This is a genomic window from Candidatus Bathyarchaeia archaeon (assembly GCA_041447175.1).
In the GTDB taxonomy this organism is placed as follows: domain Archaea; phylum Thermoproteota; class Bathyarchaeia; order Bathyarchaeales; family Bathycorpusculaceae; genus JADGNF01.
This window is the reverse complement of record CP166960.1, coordinates 609025-628414: the sequence shown is the minus strand read 5'-3', so window position 1 is coordinate 628414 and position 19390 is coordinate 609025. Positions and strand designations below refer to the sequence as shown.

The 19390-nt window shown below is 47.4% G+C and carries 19 protein-coding genes; 10 read left to right on the top strand and 9 right to left on the bottom strand.

What is annotated here, in order from left to right:
- Positions 1-29: 29 nt before the first annotated feature.
- On the bottom strand, positions 30-1523 hold the full coding sequence (locus tag ACBZ72_03225; protein XES77895.1) for a radical SAM protein: 1494 nt from the start codon (positions 1521-1523) through the stop codon (positions 30-32).
- Positions 1524-1811: 288 nt separating this feature from the next.
- Here ACBZ72_03225 and ACBZ72_03220 point away from each other — a divergent pair, with 288 nt between their 5' ends.
- Genes ACBZ72_03220 through ACBZ72_03205 form a run of 4 tightly spaced genes read left to right on the top strand, consistent with a single transcriptional unit; the run spans position 1812 to position 4871 of the window.
- Positions 1812-2366 carry a 2-oxoacid:acceptor oxidoreductase family protein gene (locus ACBZ72_03220; protein ID XES78645.1) on the top strand — a complete coding sequence of 185 codons (555 nt, stop codon included), beginning with the start codon at positions 1812-1814 and terminating at the stop codon, positions 2364-2366.
- Entirely contained in the window at positions 2363-2653 is a 291-nt protein-coding gene (locus ACBZ72_03215) for a 4Fe-4S binding protein (protein ID XES77894.1), read from the top strand. The genes ACBZ72_03220 and ACBZ72_03215 overlap by 4 nt, the downstream gene beginning before the upstream one ends.
- Before the next feature lie 2 nt (positions 2654-2655).
- Positions 2656-3888, top strand: a complete 1233-nt coding sequence (locus tag ACBZ72_03210; protein ID XES77893.1) for a transketolase C-terminal domain-containing protein — start codon at positions 2656-2658, stop codon at positions 3886-3888.
- Between the two features lie 14 nt (positions 3889-3902).
- The gene (locus ACBZ72_03205; GenBank protein ID XES77892.1) at positions 3903-4871 is read left to right on the top strand and encodes a thiamine pyrophosphate-dependent enzyme; all 969 of its coding nucleotides are present in this window, start codon (positions 3903-3905) and stop codon (positions 4869-4871) included.
- Between the two features lie 152 nt (positions 4872-5023).
- On the opposite strand, the gene ACBZ72_03200 is transcribed toward ACBZ72_03205, so the two are convergent.
- Positions 5024-6265, bottom strand: a complete 1242-nt coding sequence (locus ACBZ72_03200) for a M16 family metallopeptidase (GenBank protein ID XES77891.1) — start codon at positions 6263-6265, stop codon at positions 5024-5026.
- Between the two features lie 57 nt (positions 6266-6322).
- Between ACBZ72_03200 and ACBZ72_03195 the strand changes: the two genes are divergently transcribed.
- Positions 6323-6973, top strand: coding sequence for a DUF429 domain-containing protein (locus tag ACBZ72_03195; GenBank protein ID XES77890.1), 651 nt, complete (start codon positions 6323-6325; stop codon positions 6971-6973).
- Here the strand turns inward: ACBZ72_03195 and ACBZ72_03190 are convergent.
- From ACBZ72_03190 to ACBZ72_03175, 4 genes are all read right to left on the bottom strand, one after another.
- Positions 6970-7296 carry a hypothetical protein gene (locus ACBZ72_03190; protein XES77889.1) on the bottom strand — a complete coding sequence of 109 codons (327 nt, stop codon included), beginning with the start codon at positions 7294-7296 and terminating at the stop codon, positions 6970-6972. The genes ACBZ72_03195 and ACBZ72_03190 overlap by 4 nt on opposite strands.
- A 639-nt stretch (positions 7297-7935) precedes the next feature.
- The gene (locus tag ACBZ72_03185) at positions 7936-9084 is read right to left on the bottom strand and encodes a response regulator (protein ID XES77888.1); all 1149 of its coding nucleotides are present in this window, start codon (positions 9082-9084) and stop codon (positions 7936-7938) included.
- Positions 9085-9258: 174 nt separating this feature from the next.
- Entirely contained in the window at positions 9259-11223 is a 1965-nt protein-coding gene (locus ACBZ72_03180) for a PAS domain S-box protein (protein ID XES77887.1), read from the bottom strand.
- A 445-nt stretch (positions 11224-11668) separates the two neighbouring features.
- A complete protein-coding gene (locus tag ACBZ72_03175) occupies positions 11669-12481 on the bottom strand; it encodes a glutaminyl-peptide cyclotransferase (protein ID XES77886.1) in 813 nt (270 codons plus the stop codon).
- Positions 12482-12713: 232 nt separating this feature from the next.
- Here ACBZ72_03175 and ACBZ72_03170 point away from each other — a divergent pair, with 232 nt between their 5' ends.
- The gene (locus ACBZ72_03170; protein XES77885.1) at positions 12714-13259 is read left to right on the top strand and encodes a single-stranded DNA-binding protein; all 546 of its coding nucleotides are present in this window, start codon (positions 12714-12716) and stop codon (positions 13257-13259) included.
- Between the two features lie 72 nt (positions 13260-13331).
- On the opposite strand, the gene larB is transcribed toward ACBZ72_03170, so the two are convergent.
- Positions 13332-14126, bottom strand: coding sequence for a nickel pincer cofactor biosynthesis protein LarB (gene larB, locus ACBZ72_03165; protein ID XES77884.1), 795 nt, complete (start codon positions 14124-14126; stop codon positions 13332-13334).
- Between the two features lie 78 nt (positions 14127-14204).
- Between larB and larC the strand changes: the two genes are divergently transcribed.
- The 4 genes from larC (at position 14205) to ACBZ72_03145 (ending at position 18530) form a co-directional block, all read left to right on the top strand.
- Positions 14205-15473: a nickel pincer cofactor biosynthesis protein LarC gene (gene larC, locus ACBZ72_03160; GenBank protein ID XES77883.1), complete on the top strand. Its 1269-nt coding sequence runs from the start codon at positions 14205-14207 to the stop codon at positions 15471-15473.
- Between the two features lie 5 nt (positions 15474-15478).
- Positions 15479-16312, top strand: a complete 834-nt coding sequence (gene larE, locus ACBZ72_03155; GenBank protein ID XES77882.1) for an ATP-dependent sacrificial sulfur transferase LarE — start codon at positions 15479-15481, stop codon at positions 16310-16312.
- Positions 16313-16395: 83 nt separating this feature from the next.
- The gene (locus ACBZ72_03150; protein XES77881.1) at positions 16396-17775 is read left to right on the top strand and encodes an NADP-dependent malic enzyme; all 1380 of its coding nucleotides are present in this window, start codon (positions 16396-16398) and stop codon (positions 17773-17775) included.
- Positions 17776-17843: 68 nt separating this feature from the next.
- Positions 17844-18530, top strand: a complete 687-nt coding sequence (locus ACBZ72_03145; GenBank protein ID XES77880.1) for a helix-hairpin-helix domain-containing protein — start codon at positions 17844-17846, stop codon at positions 18528-18530.
- A gap of 41 nt (positions 18531-18571) precedes the next feature.
- On the opposite strand, the gene ACBZ72_03140 is transcribed toward ACBZ72_03145, so the two are convergent.
- Both ACBZ72_03140 and ACBZ72_03135 read right to left on the bottom strand, forming a co-directional pair.
- On the bottom strand, positions 18572-18826 hold the full coding sequence (locus ACBZ72_03140) for a hypothetical protein (protein XES77879.1): 255 nt from the start codon (positions 18824-18826) through the stop codon (positions 18572-18574).
- Positions 18827-18895: 69 nt separating this feature from the next.
- Positions 18896-19378: a GNAT family N-acetyltransferase gene (locus ACBZ72_03135; protein ID XES77878.1), complete on the bottom strand. Its 483-nt coding sequence runs from the start codon at positions 19376-19378 to the stop codon at positions 18896-18898.
- Positions 19379-19390 lie beyond the last annotated feature (12 nt).

The following is a 19390-nucleotide window of genomic DNA, read 5'->3' as shown; positions in this document are numbered from 1 at the left end:
GCACTTATCAACACTCAGTCCAAAATAGACTATTTAAGTTTAGTTATTTCGTGGAAGCCCTTGACATGCTGTTTTGTTTTACGTTTCGCTACCCACGCAAACATCTTGTAGCCGCCCTTCAAGAAGGGACTGTACCATTTGCCGCCAAACGACATATTCATGAGGTCATCCACCCAGTAGAAGTCGTGTTCCGCGCATTTGATGAGAAGTTGCTTGTGCAGCTCGGTAAGGGCGGTTTCTTTGAACCAGTCCTCACTAGCCAAGCGTCCTAGCGGGACAAAGAAGAGGGGCACAATGAGGCTGCGGCAGTCTTTAAGGTCATCCATCATCTCCATCGTCTTAAGCAGGTCTTCCTCCCGCTCTTCTGGAAGCCCCACAATAAGCGTGCCCGCAGGAACCAGCAGGTTATCGTGCATAATTCCCATGCCCTGCGTTACCACTTCGGTCCACTGCTCAGGCTTAAAAGGCAACGCTTTGGAGGGCATGATTTTCTTTGCTAACTCGGGGGAGCCTGTTTCGATGCCGATTTCTGCGCCCCACCATGCCTGCTTGGCAAGGATAATTTCGCTAATTTCCTTAAACAGTTTCGGTTTAGAGGCAACTGCCGCCAGCGAACAATGACTCCACGCAATCCCTTCAACTTTATCCATAACCATCTTGTGGAGACTAAGCAGCTTTTCCTCGTTAGGCGTAACGTTGTTGCTGCCGTAAAGCATCACGTCCTCACCGTGAAGGCAACAACCAGGGTTTTTACCTGTTGAGTTGTTCACGTCGATTTCATGCGCGATTTTCTCCAGCGGATACCAACGTAAAGGCCGCAAGGTGACGTTACAGAATTCACATCCCCTACAGCAGCCTCTACCAATCTCTACTAAGCCGTTCACAGAAGGCGCAACGATGTCTGGGATTTCCTCAAGTTTAGGGGCGTCTTTGACGGACACCTCGTAATGCTTAGGTAGTTGCTCCCCGTTCAAGACTGAGGTGAAGATTTTGCTTAGAGCATTCTCCGCTTCACCTTCCACGAGGCAGTCGATACCGTTTTGCTGGGCAAATTCAGGTCGGTACTGGAATTGCCACACTCCGGGTCCGCCAACGATGATTTTTACGCCTCGTTTTTTTGCTTCCAATATTTCAGGTTGTTGAAGCAGGGCTTTGAAGTGTTTTGCGAGGTAGGGTTCTTTTTTGAAGAGAAACGCGAGGGTGGTTGACGCGGGTCCCAGCCCGAAGGGGTCCATTACGTAGATGCCTAACGCTTGCGCGTCGCTTAGGAACCCGTTGATGTGCTGGGGGCTGACTGTTGCTACGTCAAAGCCGTCTTTGAGTAGTTGAGCTTCGACTTTGCGTAGACCGTAGGGTGCGGATTCGGGGAAGCCCTGTTTGGCTTTTATATGGGGGAAAAACAGGCTGCTGTAGAGCCATTCGGGAACAAAGTTTGGGGGTGCACAGGTGCCGAACCCTAAGAATTCGTTGTTGTGGTAGTTACTCATCAAGGTTCTGTCGCTTGTTAAAACTATCTTCGTCACAGGTTCTCTCCCCGATGATGCTTTTAAGTGAAAACTTCTGTCTAATATAACTTTATTGTAAAACAACGTTTACAGTAGTAAAAACGATGGTTCGTTTGGTAGCCTGTGTAAAACTTATATTTATCGGACGGCTTTTTTACAAGAAAGCCAACGTGAATATATCCCTTGGAAAGCCACATCTTGCCAATCGTAATGGGCGTGTTCTGGCTTTTCGGAACAATGTATATCAAGGGATTTTGATATTAGAAAGCAAAACAAATGGGGAGTTAAGGGTAAACCTTGAAAAAAATGTTAGAATTTAGATGGCACGGCAGAGGAGGGCAGGGCGCTTGGACCGCCAGCGAACTCCTCGCAAGAACCGCACTAAATGAAGGCAAGTACATCCAGTCTTTTCCAGAATTTGGTCCGGAAAGGATGGGTGCACCTGTGACTGCGTTCACTCGCATAAGTACCGAACCCATTCGGCTTCACTGCTCAATTTATGACCCCGACGTCGTAGTGGTTTTGGACAACACACTTCTTAAGACGGTGCCTGTGACCTCTGGAATCAACCGAGACGAAGACATAATCATCATCAACTCCGCGGAGGACCCCGCAAAAGTTCGCCAAAACCTCAAAGTGAGCAAAGGCACTGTTTGGACTGTCCCCGCGACCGAAATTGCGCTCAAGTTTCTGGGGGCACCCATAACCAACACTGCTCTGTTGGGTGTGGTTGCTAAATCCACTCAAGTGGTCACTTTGGAGGGCATTGAGAAAACCGTCAAAGGGCGTTTTAAGCCAGAAATTGCAGAGAAAAATTTTGCAGTCATTAAACAAGCATATGAGGAGGCAAAATCTGAATGAGCAGCAAAGACAAAGGCTGGAAAGAAATAGCACCCGCAGGCGTCACCCCAAAATCCAGCGTCGGCTTCATGACTGGTGACTGGAAAACATACATGCCTGTTCGGGACTTAGAAAAATGCACCACCTGCATGATGTGCGTGCTTTACTGTCCCGAAGGATGTATTCGTTGGCGTCCAGAGATGGGTAAAATCGAGATTGACCTAAGCTTCTGCAAAGGCTGCGGCATATGCGCCAACGAGTGCCCCACCAAAGCAATAACCATGAAGCTACCGGAGAAGGAGGAGTAAAAATGAAAACCGACGCTAAACAACAAATCATGGCTATGAACGGCGACGAAGCCGTTGCGTACGCCGTAAAGCAGTCAAATGTAGACGTTGTGGCTGCTTACCCCATCACCCCCCAAACCATCATCGTGGAGAAATTCAGCGAATACGTCGCCAACGGCGAAGTCCCCACCCAGTTTGTCTGCACTGAATCTGAACACAGCGCCATGGCAGCGTCAATTGCGGCGTCTGCAACCGGTGTCCGCGCATTCACGGCAACTGCCTCAGCAGGGCTGGCTTTGATGCATGAAATGCTTTTCGTGGCGTCAGGCTGCCGCGTACCCGTCGTTATGGCTGTTGCAAACCGTGCCTTGTCAGCACCGCTAAACATCCACGGCGACCATTCCGACGCCATGGCAGAACGAGACAGCGGATGGATTCAGATTTTTGTTGAAAACGCGCAAGAAGCCTATGACTCGATAATTCAGGCGTTTCGTATTGCTGAAAGTAAAAATGTTTCGCTGCCAATTCTTGTGGGCTTAGACGGCTTCACCTTAAGCCACACCTTAGAAAACGTAACAACCCTTGTCGACGATGTAGCCAAAGAATTCGTGGGTGAACGCGAATTACCTCTGGTCCAGACACACGAAGGCAAAAGCGCACCATTCAAACTTGACCCCAAAAACCCCATGACTATGGGTCCAATCGCGTTGCAGAATTACTATTTTGAATTCAAACGCCAACAAGAGGAAGGCATGAAAAACGCGCTTTCAGTCATCGAAAAAGTGCACGCTGAATACGCTGAATTAACAGGTCGAAGCTACGGCAATGGCCTCATCGAGAAGTACCAGCTTGACGATGCCGAATTTGCAGTTGTCTGTGTTGGCTCCACTGCTGGAACCCTAAAAACCGTCGTGGATGAAATACGCGCTGAAGGCATAAAAGTTGGTCTGCTAAAACTGCGAACATTTAGACCCTTCCCAGTGCAAGAAATCCAAAAAGCGTTAGCCGAAGTTAGCTTAGTTGCCGTGTTTGACAAAAGTATGAGCTTTGGCGGAAACGGCGGCGCAGTCTTCCACGAAGTTCGCCACGCACTTTATGACAACGCAGCACACCCGCTGATTGTGGATTACGTCTACGGTTTAGGCGGCAGAGACACTAACCCCAAAGAGTTCAAGAAAATCTTCCATGAACTACACCAGATAGCCCGCAGCAAACGTGTGGAGAAACTGGTTAGTTACATAGGATTAAGGGAGTAATGGAGGAAAAGAAAATGGCAACAACTCAAGAATGGAAATTCACCGCAAAAGAAATCGCCGAAAAACCAGACCTTTTCCTTCCTGGACATCGCGCATGTGCCGGCTGCGGACCAGCAAACGCACTTCGCATGATCATGAAGGCGACAAGGGGACCAACCATCGTTACTGAAGCAACAGGCTGCATGGAAGTTGTAAGCTCAATTTACCCATACACGTCTTGGGCAGTTCCATGGCTACACACCGCCTTTGAAACTTCCGCAGCAAACGCCTCAGGCATCGATGCAGCCCTTCGGATACTCAAACAGAAGGGCAAACTGCAAGAACACGTTGATGTCATCGCCATTGCAGGAGACGGCGGAACCTTTGACATTGGATTACAGGCACTTTCAGGCGCCGTAGAACGCGGACACGACTTCCTTTTCGTACTCTACGACAACGAAGGCTACATGAACACAGGCATTCAACGCAGCGGAGGAACCCCCATGGGGGCAGCAACCACAACCACCCCCGCAGGTTCAGTAATGCCTGGCAAGCTTCAACACAAAAAACCCATCGCCGACATCATGGTCGCACACAACATGGAATACGTTGCATCCGCTACGCCATACTACTGGAAGGATATGCTGCAAAAAGTCCGCAAAGGCCTCGAAGTTGAAGGCCCAGCATTCCTACACGTGTTTGCTCCGTGCCCCAGAGGCTGGAGAAGCGAATCCGCAAAATCCATCGAATACGAAAAATTGGCAGTTGAATCCTGTGTCTTCCCTCTCTACGAGGTCGTGAACGGTCAATACACGCTGTCCACACCGAGCAAACTGATTTCTTTGGCGCCACAGAAAAAGCGTCCCGTCACTGACTACCTCAAAGGGCAAGGCAGATATCGTCACCTGTTCAACCCAAAGAACAAATATGTGCTGGATGAAATTCAGCGCTGGACAGATGAACGCTGGACAATACTGCTCAAAAAAGCTGAGCAAAACGCATAAACCCTTTTTTCTTCTTTTGTTTTTCGTGCAGGAAAAGTTTGTTGTTTTAGCTTTTTTCTAAGGGTAGAAAAGCTACGTTTCCGATAGACCCCTTCTCCTCTACCGTTTCCCATTTGAGTTTGAAGAAGAGAAAGTAGCTGTATTTTTTGTGTTTAGTTTTTGGACGTCAAAACAGCTGTTGCAAGCTGGTCTTCTTGCAGGTACTTGTTAGCCACATCCCGCACTTCAATGGCGGTAACTACTCTAACTTGATTAACATAATCCAACAACGCGTGTTCGTCGCCAAACTGAATCTCCATAAGTGTCAAAATTTCGGGACAGCTTTGCGCGTTGTCCACCCCGCGAAATATGTCGCCTAAAATCATGTCTTTCGCCTTATTCAACTCCTCTTCAGGCACGTTTTCGTTTCTTAGCCGCGAGAGTTCAACTCGAATAAGCCGTTGGGCATCGTCAACGCGGCTCTGCTTGACGGCACAGTTGATGCATAGGTAGCCAAAATCGGAGCCTTCAACCTGCGAGGTTCCCACATCGTAGGTGAGCCCCCGTTTTTCCCGCAGCTCAATGAACAAACGTGAACTTGCACCCGCCCCAAGCACCACATTAAGCAAATCCAACGCGGGAACATCCGGATGCGCCATACAAGTTGTTCGGGCACCAATGCTAAGGTAAGTTTGGGAAAGTCCCGCTTTGGTTTTAGCCGCTAACTTTTCTGGGGCACCCCATTCGGAGTCCTGCGTTAATTTTGCGGATGCCGGAAACTGTGGCAGGCAGCAAAAATCCTCCTCGGCAACGGCAACATCTTTTTCGGAAAAGTTTCCAGTTAAAATTAGAATTAAATTCTGCGGAACATAACGTTGCCGAAAAACATCCGACAGAGCATCTAAAGAAAGCTGCCGAACTGTTTTTGTGTAGCCACCAACAGGACGCCTTACAGGATGCGTTTTGAACAGGCATTCTACAAGCATTTCGCTGACCTTTTCGCGGGGGTCATCTTCCAATTCCGCAAGTTCATGCAGAATTATTTCCCGCTCTGAATTGAACTGTTCCTCACAAAAGCAAAGGTCAGAAAACAACTCAGAGGAAACGCGTGTAGCCGCGGATAGTTTGCTGGGCATGACATCGGCTGAACATAAAGTGTATTCATGGTTAGTGGAGAAATCCGCTGAACCACCAAGGCGCTCAACTTCGCGAGATAAATCAATCCTTCGGGGAGAACCACCCGCCAGCATGTGCTCCAAAAAATGCGCCGCCCCTGCCTGCTCGTCGGTGTCGTCGTTTGAGCCGTACTGCACGGCAACGGAAAACTGCGCTGTCAAAGCAGAGGGCTTGGGGTAAAGAAGCAGTCGAACGCCGTTTTGGAGCAGGCGCCTTTGCCAGACCAGACTTTCATGCATGGCTGCAAGAGTCTGCGGCGGCTCTAAAAAACCTTGAGAACCCGACGTGCAGTTTAGTTGGAGGCAACTAAAATATATGTGCAACACGTTTTTGCATCGATGAAGCCATTGACTGTTGTCGGCTTGGATTTAGCGGGGGCAGAAACCCGACCTACAGGCTTTTGCATACTCACGGGGCTTTATGCAGAAACAACACATACTTACAAAGACCAAGAGACCCTGGCAAAAATAATCCAAGCAAACCCCCAAGTGGTAGCCATCGATGCACCGCTCAGTTTGCCGCCTGGACGCAAAACCTTGGAAGAAAGAACAGGACCCCACCTGCGGGAGAGCGACAAAGAACTCCAGAGACGGGGCATACGATTCTTTCCCTTAACCCTTGGACCCATGCGGAAACTAACCGCCCGAGGCATCGCGTTGAGGAACATTTTGGAAAGCAGCGGTTTCAAAGTCATTGAAGCTTATCCAGGAGGGGCGCAGGACGTGTTGGGGATTCCCAGAAAAAAGCAGGGATTGGACAAGTTACAGGTTGGGCTTGAGGCACTTGGGATTGGCGGCTTAAAGCGAGGCTTGAGCGACCACGAATTGGACGCGGTGACTTGTGCATACGTTGGAAAACAGTTTTTAGAGGGCAAAAGTGTGCCTTATGGACCAATTGATGATGCGATTATTATGCCAAAAGGAGACAAACGGGAAAAGAAAAACTAGGGCGTTTTGGTCTTGTTGGCTTGTTGAGCTTGTTGGTCCTTGTACTGTTGCTGTCTTAGCATGAAGAGACGTTTCTTGTAGAGGTCCATGAATTTGCTGTAGTAATCTATGGGTTGGAAAACTGGGGCGTACGTCATTTTTTCTTCGATGCCACATTTACAAACGGCGAAAACTTCTTTTTTGTTTGGGTCAGCTAAGATTTGCAGGAGTTCTTTTTTGCATTGGGGACAGTAATATGGTCCGTTAACCATTTGCTTGGCTTCTTTAACGAGGATTTTAATGCGGTTGTGGGGAGTTCGGTAAGACTTGTTCACTGGGCACATACTGGTAACCTATACAACTACATGCACATTTGCAGTGTATTAGTTGGCGACAGCTTAGAGATATACTCTTCTCCAGCAAACAACACTTCTGACGCCCAAAGAAGCCTCAGCAACAGAAAGGAAAAAAATCAAAAATACAGAGCCAAATGATGCTTGAAGAAGTAGTGCAGGCCAAGCCTAAGCCTTAGTTATGTTCGCGGTCCACTGAGGCATTGTTTTTGTCGCAACATGACCTTTCACCGTTTTGGTCATGACGCTCATTGTCTCAATGCAACATAGCTTGTCCAGCCCATTGAAGCACAGTCTTGGTCGCGTATCGGTTTTTCGCTGTTTGAACCGATGCGCTCTTTGCTTCAATGCATCGCAGTTAAAGCGTGCTCCTTGACCTGCAAATATACATATGGTCATACTTGGATTTAACTTGTATTGAACAAAAATTCGTCAATCAAAGGGGTGTTTTTTTGTGTTATGGTCTGTTTTTTACATAAATGGCTGCCGCGTGAGGTAACTGGCTCCGAGGATAAAATGAAGCAGAACACAGTTTTTACATAAACCACGCAATTTTACATGAACACAGCAACTTTTGCCAAAAACACCAACAAAACACGCCTCGTACAAAACACACGACGTTTCCCCACGTTAAAACATAACCGCATCAGGAGAACATGAAGAAACAGGCAGCACCTCAGGCGAACTACAAACACACTTCACTAAACCCCGCGGTAGGCAAACCACAAACTGCACGCCCCGACCAGAAACACCTGTTTCATTAACTGTCCAACCGTACGCGTCACAAAGCCTACGCACCATATACAACCCATGATTAAGCTCTCGGATACTTTTCTCTTCAAACAAACGCCCCTTCAAATCCTCTGAAATCCCTACGCCGTCATCCTCGTAAAACAACCGCACCACTGAACCATCATCCTCATATCGAAGGCGTATCTGTGTGGCTTTACCCCCATGCTTAATGGTGTTGTCAATCAAATTGTAAAACAGTTGCCTAAGCAAAGAATCCGCCAAAACAACTAACCCCTGCAACTCATTTTTTAAATACACCCCTTTCAGGTCCGAAAAAAGGACCCAAGCAGCGTCGGCACATTTCTCGGCATCCAAATACGTTAACTCTTCAACGCCTAGCCGTTCGTAAAGATGCGCAAACTCGAGTAACTCTACAATCTGTTTTGAAGCAAGTTCAATGGCACACAGATGCTTATTGGCTTCAGGGTCTTGTTTGAGTTTGTTCTTTAGCAGAAACACATGCCCATTTAAGAAAGCAAGTTTATTGCGGACATCATGCCGGGATAAGCTCCCCACAACACGCAGTTTTTCGTTAAGCTCATTGATTTTCTTGGCGTCATTGATTAGCATGCGCCTTGCTTTTTTACGCTCCACAATTTTAGTTATCGCGTAACGTAGTTCACAGTAAACCGCCTCCGGGTCGCCGTTTTTGTTGATGTAACGGTCAGCCCCTAAATTTAACGCCTTCACAGCAACCTCTTCACGCCCGCGTCCCGTGAACATCACAAAAGCTATTTCGTTTTTTTGGGCGCGAATTTGCTCGAGAAATTGAAGCCCAGTTTTTTGGGGCATTTCGTAGTCGGAAACTATTGCGTCAAAAGATTGAGAGTTCAGTTTTTTTAAGGCTTGGTCAACTGAGGAAGCAGTTTCAACTTGAAAATTGCCTTCGTATTCAAGGATTTGTTTTGAAACCTCCAGGATGAAGGGGTCGTCATCCACATGTAAGACACGAATTTTGTCGTTTAAGTCAACAGGAACTCCCACCATTGCCTATCACGCCGAATTAGTTGTTTGCGCAATATTTACCGTGAACACTGCACATACATCCACACTCATCAGGTAACATCTAATATAAGTTATGATTTCAACTTCAATACTGCAAATATGTTTCACAACAAAACAAAAAAGAAGATAGAACGCGCCACATGCAGCAAACGGTCATCAATTTTCGAAAAATAGAGACTGCGTTGCAGGAAACTCGACAGTAAACTTTGTACCTTTTCCTTCAAGGGTTTCAAAACGAATTTCTCCACAAAGAGCATCGGTCAAACGCTTCACGACCGCTAAACCAAAGCCTTGACCCTTAGATTTGGTGGTGAAAAGCGGCGTGAAAAGCTTCCCCTGCGCCTCCAGCGGAATACCCACACCGGTATCCTCAACACTTAAAACGACTTTTTGCCTCCGCTCATCAATGTTCGCACTCACCGTCAACTTTCCCCCGTTAGGCATCGCCTGAACCGCATTTGTAGCCAAGTTCACAATAATACGTTTTAAAAGCATGGGGTCCGTTTCAATTTTCAAGGAAGATTTTCCGATACACATCACCACTTCAACATCGTCGGGCACAGCAAGGGTTGACAATGAATCCGCAAGCAAAGCCTCCACTGCAACTTCACTTATCACGGGCTTAATGGGTCGAGCGTAATCCTGAAGGTCAGAAACAATTTTGTTTATGTAATCAACCTGTTCTTGAATAAAACCTACACTCTCTAACGCCGCGGGTTTACTTGGCACATCCACGGAACTCGCGATGGCAGCTCTTGTGAGATATAACTCGTTAATTATTGCCTGTAACGGATTCCGAATATCATGCCCAACCATACCAGCTGTTGCGCCTATAGTCGCCAGACGCTCGGCATCCTTAAGCTGTTTTGTGCGTTCCTCAACAAGCTGCTCCAAATGTTTACTGTACTGCTCAAGTTGAAGCTCAATTCTTTTCCGCGAAGTTATATCCTGTTCAATACCCAATATTAGGGTCGGCGTCCCATTTTCGTCAACCTCTTTAATCAGGCGCTCCGTATGCAAAACACGCACTAAACCGTTACCCAAAACAACACGATAATCAAAATTGATAGTGTCATTAACGTGGCGGTTTTGTGAGTAGAAAGCGCGAATGATTTTTGTCATGGATTCGCGGTCTTCGGGGTAGATAAATTTTCGATATTCTTCAATTGTTGGGCCATAAGTTGAAATGGGTAAATTGAAAATTCGAAACAATTCAGCCGACCAAAACGCCTTGTTCTCTTTTGCAAGAAATTCCCAACTGCCCATCCGCGCCATACGTTGCGCCATCCTTAACCGCTCCTCACTTTGACGCAGGGCTTCTTCAGCTTTTTGACGAGTAGTTATGTCGATGAAGGCGCCCAAGACGTATTCTTGCCCATCAAGGTCAATTTTGTCAATTGAAGCAAGAACCGTGATTGGCTGCCCAGTTTTCGTTCGCACCGTTATCTCAAAGTCGTGTAGACTTTGCTTTGAGTGTAAAATACGAACTGCTTCCCTACGGGTCTCTGAGTCAGGGTAAACATTAAGGTCAAAAGCGGAGTGTCCGACAACTTCATCATATTTGAAACCCATAATTTTAAGAAAACTATCGTTAACATCAATCAAAAAACCATCCACAAGCCGAGAAATAAACAACGCCGCAGGACTAAAATGAAAAGTCTTAGCAAACCGCTCCTCACTTTGACGCATAGCCGCTTCAATTTTTTTGCTTTCAGTCATGTCACGAGTGTAGACCACTATTCCACGGTTTATTGGGGATATGTTGAGTTCAAAAAACCCCGTTTTATAGAAGCCCTCCAATTCAAAGTGGACAGGTTCACGTTTCACCATCACTTCACGAAAGCATTTCTCAACTTCAGTTCCGAGAAGAACAGGTAAAAGCCGCCAAAGGTTTTTGCCAATCATGTCAGAGGGCTTGTAACCCATAGCTTTTGCTTGATGAGTGTTAACATAGATGATTGCCCATTTATGGTCCAGAGCCATTACGCTATCTTTGGTTCCCTCCAAAACATCAAGCAAAGTATCAGGACTATTTAGGGTTCGGTAGGGAAAAACGGCAGAAGACCTTCTTTTACGGGAAACAGATTTACCTCTCTTCTGCAGAGTCTCCTTGCTCTGCATGATAAGTTTTCGAGAAACAAAATGTAAGCCAGCTAGGCAGCCGAACTTGTACAGTTTCCACCTCTCCTAGAAGGTGACGCTGCATAATATTACACATCTATTGGTAATAGCGTTTTTGGTTATCGCGTCATCGATTCTGAAAAATTGAAATCAAGAACAAAAAAGAAAACAAATGAGGAACACACAAAGCAGCCCAAAAAGGCAAACACACATTGAAATTAATCGCCAAGAACCAAAACGAATTTTTCAATTGACTTTGATGCTGCAGGCGATACCGTTGTGTTCCATGCAGATTTCCAAAGCTAAACCAGCCAATTCTTAGTGGGTTTCTTAAGATGTTTGTCCACAGATTTTGTGGCAGGAAAGCACCTCAAATGTACAGGTAGGTGTTTGAATCAGAACCAGCCTAAACCGCAATCACCAAATCGCCAGCGAAACAGGAAAATCAGTTATTTTCCCAAACCAGCTTAACTTCGTAAAGTCGCGACCAAAATTTGCCAGTAACAAACAACCGGTCATTTGCCGCGTCGTAGGCGATGCCGTTTAATACGTCTTCCCCTTTTGAGCGGTTAGCTTTCTGTAGCTCCGTCAAATCTATCCAAGCTTTAACTTGACCCGTTTCGGGGTTGATTACGGCGATTGTGGACTGCTCAAAAATGTTTGCATACACTTCGCCATTAACGTATTCAAGCTCATTAAGTTTGGAAATGGCGGTGTTCCCGTCTTGGACATGAACCTGCGCGACTTCTTCAAACGTTGTTGAGTTAAGAAAATGGAGGGTGCTGGACCCGTCGCTCATTATTAAAAATGTACCGTCATAGGTGAGCCCCCAACCCTGCGTTGGATAAGTGAAATTTCGCAGCAAAGCAAAAGAGGTCTTATCGTAAACAAAACCCATGTGCGAGCGGTAGGTAAGTTGGATTAGGTTTTCATCCACGATTGTAAGCCCTTCGCCGAAAAACTGGTCAGGGAGCGAAATGTTTCGCTGAATCTCCCCCGACTGTAGGTCAACTTGTCGCAGCGTGGAGAAGCCGTTTAAACCCGTGCTTTCATACAAAAACCCATCGCTGTAGATTAGTCCTTCGGTAAAGGCGTTGTGGTCATGGGGATAAGTGTTGAGGATGGAGTAGTCCAAAGTTTTCGATGCTGAAGTGTCGTTTGGGTTGCCTTGGTTTAGGGAAACCATGATGAGGCTTATGCAAAGTAGGAGAATCAGGGCGACAAGCAAAAGGGAAGTAGCGAAGGGTTTTTTTGCCATAACTCTTTTAGGCAGTCCTCATTAATAGGCAAAACGGCTTGGCACCGTTCTTAATTCTACCCGTTCAATGCAATGCTGATTCAAAGATTACACGTGGTGAACGTCACATTATACATATTTGTCCGCTATTCAGAAGAGTTTTTTCGTTGTAGGCACCGTTTTACCGCAAACCTTAAGAATAGCCGCCAAGCTACTTTTGTCTGTCCTACAAACTACAAGGTGTTGAATCAGATTGGCAGTAGAAGGATTTTTCGAAAACAAGCGACCACAACCAGTTGAAGCCAAAGTCGGCGAACTGACCCCACAATCAAAGGCGGTAAACGTCACAGCCAAAGTTGTTTCCAAAAGTGAAATACGTGACATTCCAATAGGCAGAGATGGCTCTGCTCACAGAGTCTGCGATGCATTAGTTGGAGACGAAACAGGCGTAATTTACCTTACCCTATGGGACGACAACATCACCAAAGTCAACGAGGAAGAAACCATCCGCGTTGAAAACGGTTACGTTACACTCTTCAAGGGCAACATGCGCCTAAACATAGGCAAATATGGTCAACTCGAAAACGCACCCGAACCCATCACCGCAGAAGTGAACACGGAAAACAACGTGTCCAGCAAAACATACGAACAAGAACGTAGACCTTACCGAGGCAGAAGCGGCGGAGGTAGAGGTTTCGGCGGCGGTGGCGGCTATGGAGGCGACCGACGCGGCGGCGGAGGTTACGGTGGACGTGACCGACGTGGTGGTGGCGGCGGCTACAGAGACCGCAGATACTAAAACCAATAAAGCATAATTTTTTATGCTTTCTTTCTTCAATTCAACCTGTTTTTACCTTTTATCTTTCCAAAATCAGGGTTCAGAGGATTTTCGGAATTTAGCTGCCCGATTAGCAATTAACATAGCCACAGCACCCGCAGACACACCCGCATCAATGTTAACGACAGCTAAGCCCAGAGAGCAAGACTGAAGCATAGCCATCAAGGTGCTGACGCCTTTCTCGCCAAACCCATAGCTGTTGGAGGTTGGAACTGCAATCACAGGCACATCGACCAAACCTGCAACCACCGAAGCTAAAGCACCCTCTCTACCTGCAACGACCACAATACAATCCACATCTTTAAGCATCAAATCCCTAAGCGGCTCAAGCAACCTGTGGATACCAGCCACACCCACATCGTAAATGGTGAAGACTTCGCCTCCCATTTCTTCAGCGATGATTTTGGCTTCTTCCGCTACGGCTATGTCGGAGGTTCCTGCCGTTATGATGCCGATTTTTCCGCCAGTTTTTTTGACCGCGAAATCTTTCGCTTTAAGGATGACCATTCGGGGTTTTTCACAGACCTGCAAGTTCGCCTCTTGGGGGGCAGCTTGGCGTAATGCCTGTATTTGCTCGGGGGAACAACGACTAACGATTGCCCTGCCCGATTGATTGAGCATTTTTAAAGCGATTTTTTGGATGTCGATGGTGGTTTTTCCTTCTCCGAGGATGATTTCAGGCATCCCGTTACGCAATTCCCTGTTGGCATCAATTTTTGCCAATGTCCCAACTTCGTGGATGGCAAGAAAACGCAGCAACCGCTCCGCTTCATCAACGGAGAGTTCATTTTTCTCGACCTTCTCAAGCACTTCTTTTAGAGTCAACATAAGCATACGCAACGGACACTTTTTCAGACACACAAGTCATATATTATTTATATGGTTACCTTCTGAAGAGGAAACTCCATGTGTGTCAACCAAAAAGTCAACTCTAACAAAGTGGTTGTTATTGACTGCCAAACGGCAGGCGTCGCAGGGGACATGTTTTTAGGAACCTTAGTTGACCTTGGAGCAGACACAGGCAAAGTTGTTTCCGCCATAAAAACCCTCGAAAACCCCGCTTACGGCTATGAAGGCATCCAAGTGGAAGCAAAAAAGGTTATGCGTCGGGGATTCAAAGCCACACAAATCGACACCACCGCTAAAGTCACCCCAAAATCAAACGGGCAAAACCTCATCGACATCGTGGAAAAAAGCGCGGCAAACCTTTGCTTGTCGAAGAAAGCAAACCAATTCGCCTCCAAAACAATCCGCACATTGGTCAACACCGAAGCAAGCATCCACGGGCTCACTTTCGCGGCGGAAACACACCTGCACGAAATCGGCTTGGTGGACACGCCCGCAGAAATTGTCGGTTCGGCAGTTGCAATGGATGACCTTGGATTGTTTGACGCAAAAATTTACTGCACACCCGTAGCCGTTGGAGGCGGCACAAACAGGTTCTCTCACGGCATCGTCCCTTCCCCTGCCCCAGCCGCGTTAGCTATCCTCCAGTCAAACGGATTTCCCCTCAAAGGCGGACCCATAGAGTCAGAATTGGCTACGCCCACAGGAGCCGCAATCTTAGTGAACGTGGTGGATGAGGTTAGCCGCTTCTACCCCGCCATGACTCCTTTAAAGGTAGGTTACGGCGCAGGAACCAAAGAGTTCCCCGAAATGGCTAATGTTCTACGGATAACGGTTGGCGAAGCGTTTGAGGAAGACCTTTTGAAAGACGAAATCGCCGTTTTAGAAACCAATGTTGACGACGTGACAGGAGAAACCTTAGGCTACACGTTGGAGAAGCTTCTGGGGGAAGGCGCCAAAGACGTAAGCATAACACCCATGTTCACCAAAAAGAACCGTCCCGGGCAAATCCTCAAAGTGATTGCCGACAAAAAAGACAGCGGACGCCTATCACGCGTGTTGATGGCGGAAACGGGCACCTTGGGGGTGAGGGTTACGTTTTGTGAGCGGCACATCCTAAATCGTGAAGTGCATCAGATGGATATGTTTCTGAAGGGGATGCAGGAGCGAGTGAACGTGAAAGTCACAAAAGACAGCCAGGGCAGAGCATTTCATGTTAAACCCGAGTACGAGGACATCAAGCGGATAGCAAACGCCACCAACACGCCCTTAAGGGAAATTTCAGAAATAGTCATGGCAAAAGCTCGAGAAACCTTCCAAACAAAGTGACCCCAATGAAAGATGCAGAAGCAAAGTATGAGGCGATAGAACGTTTCATTAAGGACAAAGGAGAAAACGGCGCGGTTATTGCCTTTTCTGGTGGAGTGGACAGCGCAACGTTGGCGGCGGTGTGCCACAGGTTGCTGGGTGATAGGGCGGTTGCGGTCACGGCGAAATCCTCCACATACACCGCCAAGGAACTGGCGGAAGCGCAAGAGGTAGCACGGGAAATAGGCATCAAACAAGTCACTGTTGAAACAGACGAATTGACAAATGAGGAGTTCTGCCTAAACCCCGAGAACCGATGTTACTTCTGCAAAAAAGAACTCCTTAAAAAACTACTTTGCACGGCTGAAAAACTTGGTTTAGATGTGGTTTTTGAGGGCACAAACTTCAGCGACCTCACAGACCACCGACCCGGGTTCCAAGCGGTACAAGAACTGGAAAAAGTGTACAGTCCATGGGTTGAAAGCGGATATGTTAAGAGCGAAATACGGGCTTTAGCGAAGGCGATGGGGCTTTCGGTTCATGACAAACGTCCGCAGCCCTGCTTAGCCTCCAGAATCCCATACCATGAAAGGATAACTAAAGAGAAACTGGACCGAATCGCAGCGGCGGAGCAGGCAATCAAGCAAATCGTGCATGTTGAGCAGCTTCGTGTCCGAGACCACAACGGACTTGCACGCATAGAGGTAGGTAAAGACGAAAGAGCCATGCTCTGTGATGTTGAGGCTTTTGACCAAATCGTCTGCAAGCTGAAGCAGTTGGGCTTTAGGTATGTTACAGCGGATTTAGAGGGGTATCGTTCGGGCAGTTTGCTTGAAGCCGAGAAACAAGAGACAAAATAAAATGCAGCTTGCCTTTTTCAGGGCATTGTAGGAAAACTTTTAACTGCACGCAGGTTTTCATTCCGTGAACAAGGCGTTATTTCATGGTTAACCAAGAAACACCTAAACCGACTGTTGAAGAATTACTGGCGAAAGCCAAAAAACCCGCGCAGCTTGCCCCTGCAATGCACCGTTTCTACGAAGGCAAAATGCAGGTCATGCCTCGATGCGCCATAACCAGCCCTGACGACTTCGCCATCTGGTACACTCCGGGCGTCGCAGCGCCTTGCAGGATAATTCAGGCGGACCCTGAGAAATCGTTTGAGTTAACCAACCGCTGGAATAGCGTCGCCATCGTCTCAGACGGAACCCGAGTGCTGGGACTGGGCAACATTGGGCCTGAAGCAGCGATGCCTGTCATGGAGGGCAAAGCGATGCTGTTCAAGTTTTTAGGCGGAGTAGACGCTGTTGCCATATGCCTAAAAACTAAAGACCCCGACGAGATTATCCGAACCTGCGAGTTGCTGGAGCCGTCTTTTGGCGGCATAAACTTGGAGGACATTGAGAAACCCAAATGTTTCTACGCCTTAGAAAAAGCTCGCGACAGGCTACAGATTCCTGTTTGGCATGATGACCAGCAGGGAACGGCAACGGTGATTTTGGCGGGCTTGATGAACAGCTTCAAGCTTGTCGGCAAAAAACCGCAGGACGCACTAATTACGTTGGTTGGTTCAGGGGCAGCCAACATCCGCACTGCATACGTGTTGATAAGGTGGGGCGTAAAGGCAGGCAACATTATGCTTGTCGACACCAAAGGCATCGTTCACCGAGGCAGAACCGACATAACCAAAGAAGACGACCCATGGAAGTTTGAACTAACCCAGAAAACCAACGCAGAAGGCAGAACCGGCGACATCGCCGAAGCCTTCAAAGGGGCAGATGCGGTGGTTGCTGCTTCCAAACCTGGACCAGGCACCATCAAACCTGAATGGATAAAAACCATGGCAGACAACGCAGTTGTTTTCGCGTGCGCTAACCCGATTCCTGAAATTTGGCCTTGGGAAGCAGAAGAAGCGGGCGCCCGCATTGTTGCCACGGGCAGAAACGACTTCCCCAACCAAGTCAACAACAGCCTTGGGTTCCCCGCCATCTTTCGTGGAGTGCTTGATGTTAAAGCCAAAACCATCACGGATGACATGTGTATTGCTGCGGCGCAGGAGTTGGCGAATTTTGCTGAGGAGCGAGGCATAACGGAAAAGGATATTTTGCCGCGTATGGAGGAGTGGGAAGTGTTTCCGCGGGAAGCCGTTGCTTGCGCGTTGAAGTCTATTGAGCAGGGTGTTGCAAGGGTTAAACCCAGCAGACAGGAACTGTACGAGCGTGCAAGCGCCATTATTCGCAACGCCCGAGAATCCACCCAGTTGCTGATGAAGCAGGGCTTGATTAAGCAGCCGCCAAGCGAGGAGCAACTCCTTAAGGAGTAAACAAAGGGGTCGGCGAGGTTTAGGAGAAAATTATTTAAGTAATTCATAAGATACATGGGCTGGGGAAAATGACTATGCGCTTAGATTACGCTTTATACGGTTTAGCAATAGTATTATTTGCGTTAACGGCAATCACCTTCGTGATTACTCCAGAAGATTTACTGTACGGTGCAGTGACGGCAATTGTTGGAGCAATCGCCCTTGTCGGAGGCTATGCGTTAAAACCAAGAAACGATGTTGCCCAAGTGATGCAGACTCCAGTCGTCAACCCTGAACCACCCACACCAGTCACTCAACAAACACCTGCCCCCGCAGTCGAAACCCCAATTGAAGAACCGCCAATGACCACTCCGACGGTGGAAGCTTCAGACCCACAAAGCACCCCCGAAGATGAAAAGACCCAAGTTGAAGAACCAAAGGTCATCATTGAGGAACCAAAAGTAGAGCCTGAGACACTGGTTACAGCAGCTACTATTCAGGCTCCTGAAACCGAACAGGAACAAGAAGATGTGTGTCCCACCCCAGTTCCAGCGGATGCCGCGTCTGCTCAAAATGCAGCTTCACCAGCAGAAGACACAGGGTTTGGTCAGATACGAGGCATCAGCGCAAAAAGGGCTGAACAACTCAAAGCTAACGGCATAAATAACTTGCAAGAGTTGGCTGCTGCAGATGCGGAGGTTTTGTCGGAAAAACTTGGGGTTTCTCCTAAAATAGTAAAAATGTGGATTGGATGTGCTAAGAAGCAGGTAAAATAAAAAGGGGCTTGTTGAGGACAAGCTTTTTTCTGTTTCTGTTTTTATAGCAGCTTTACTATGTTGCGTTTTTCTAAACGTCTAAGAGCATCCAGAAACTCGTTTCTTTTCTCTCCTGCCAGATTCAAGTTACACATCATATCATTGACTGACATTTCGGAGTTTCCAAAGTTCTCATGACGCTTGTGGAGGTGTTTGACGATGGAGCGTTCGAGTTTGCCGCAACGCCACGTTGTATTCCGAATTAAAACTACTATCGTCCTCACAAGTGCTTGCTCGTTGGTCTGTCGCTTGGACAAATCTCCATTTGCCCCCAGTATGTAAATGTTTAACTATTTTTTAAGGGTTTGTATTTAATACTTTTCCGTTCACTTTTCAGTTGAATTTTCAGAATCTACTCTCTTCAGGTTCTTTTTAAGGTAAAACCCATGCGCTGACTCATAATAGTTTTCAAGAACCCCAATCATGCGGTACCCCAACTTAAAGTAAAGATTCAACGCAGCAACATTATCGACACGCACTTCCAAGCGGCATTCCAATGCGCCACCTAATCGAAAAAGTTCTTCAAGCTTAACCATCAACCGCTCAGCGACCCCTGCCCGCCGGTAACAAGGCAAGACATCAAGAGTCATTATGTGCCCTACAGGTTGATTTTGAACCCAATCAAGCCGCCCAATAACAAACCCTGCAACTTGACCATCAACTTTTGCGACAAGACTGAAGGCGTTGTAGTCCAAAAGAAGGTAGCGTATTTGCTGTTTAGAGAAGGCTTCCGCTTTAAAACACTGTTTTTCTACCTCATAGAGGGCATCCAGAAGCGCAACAGACGCGGTTTCTATTTGTAAAGTCATTTTGCAGCAGGC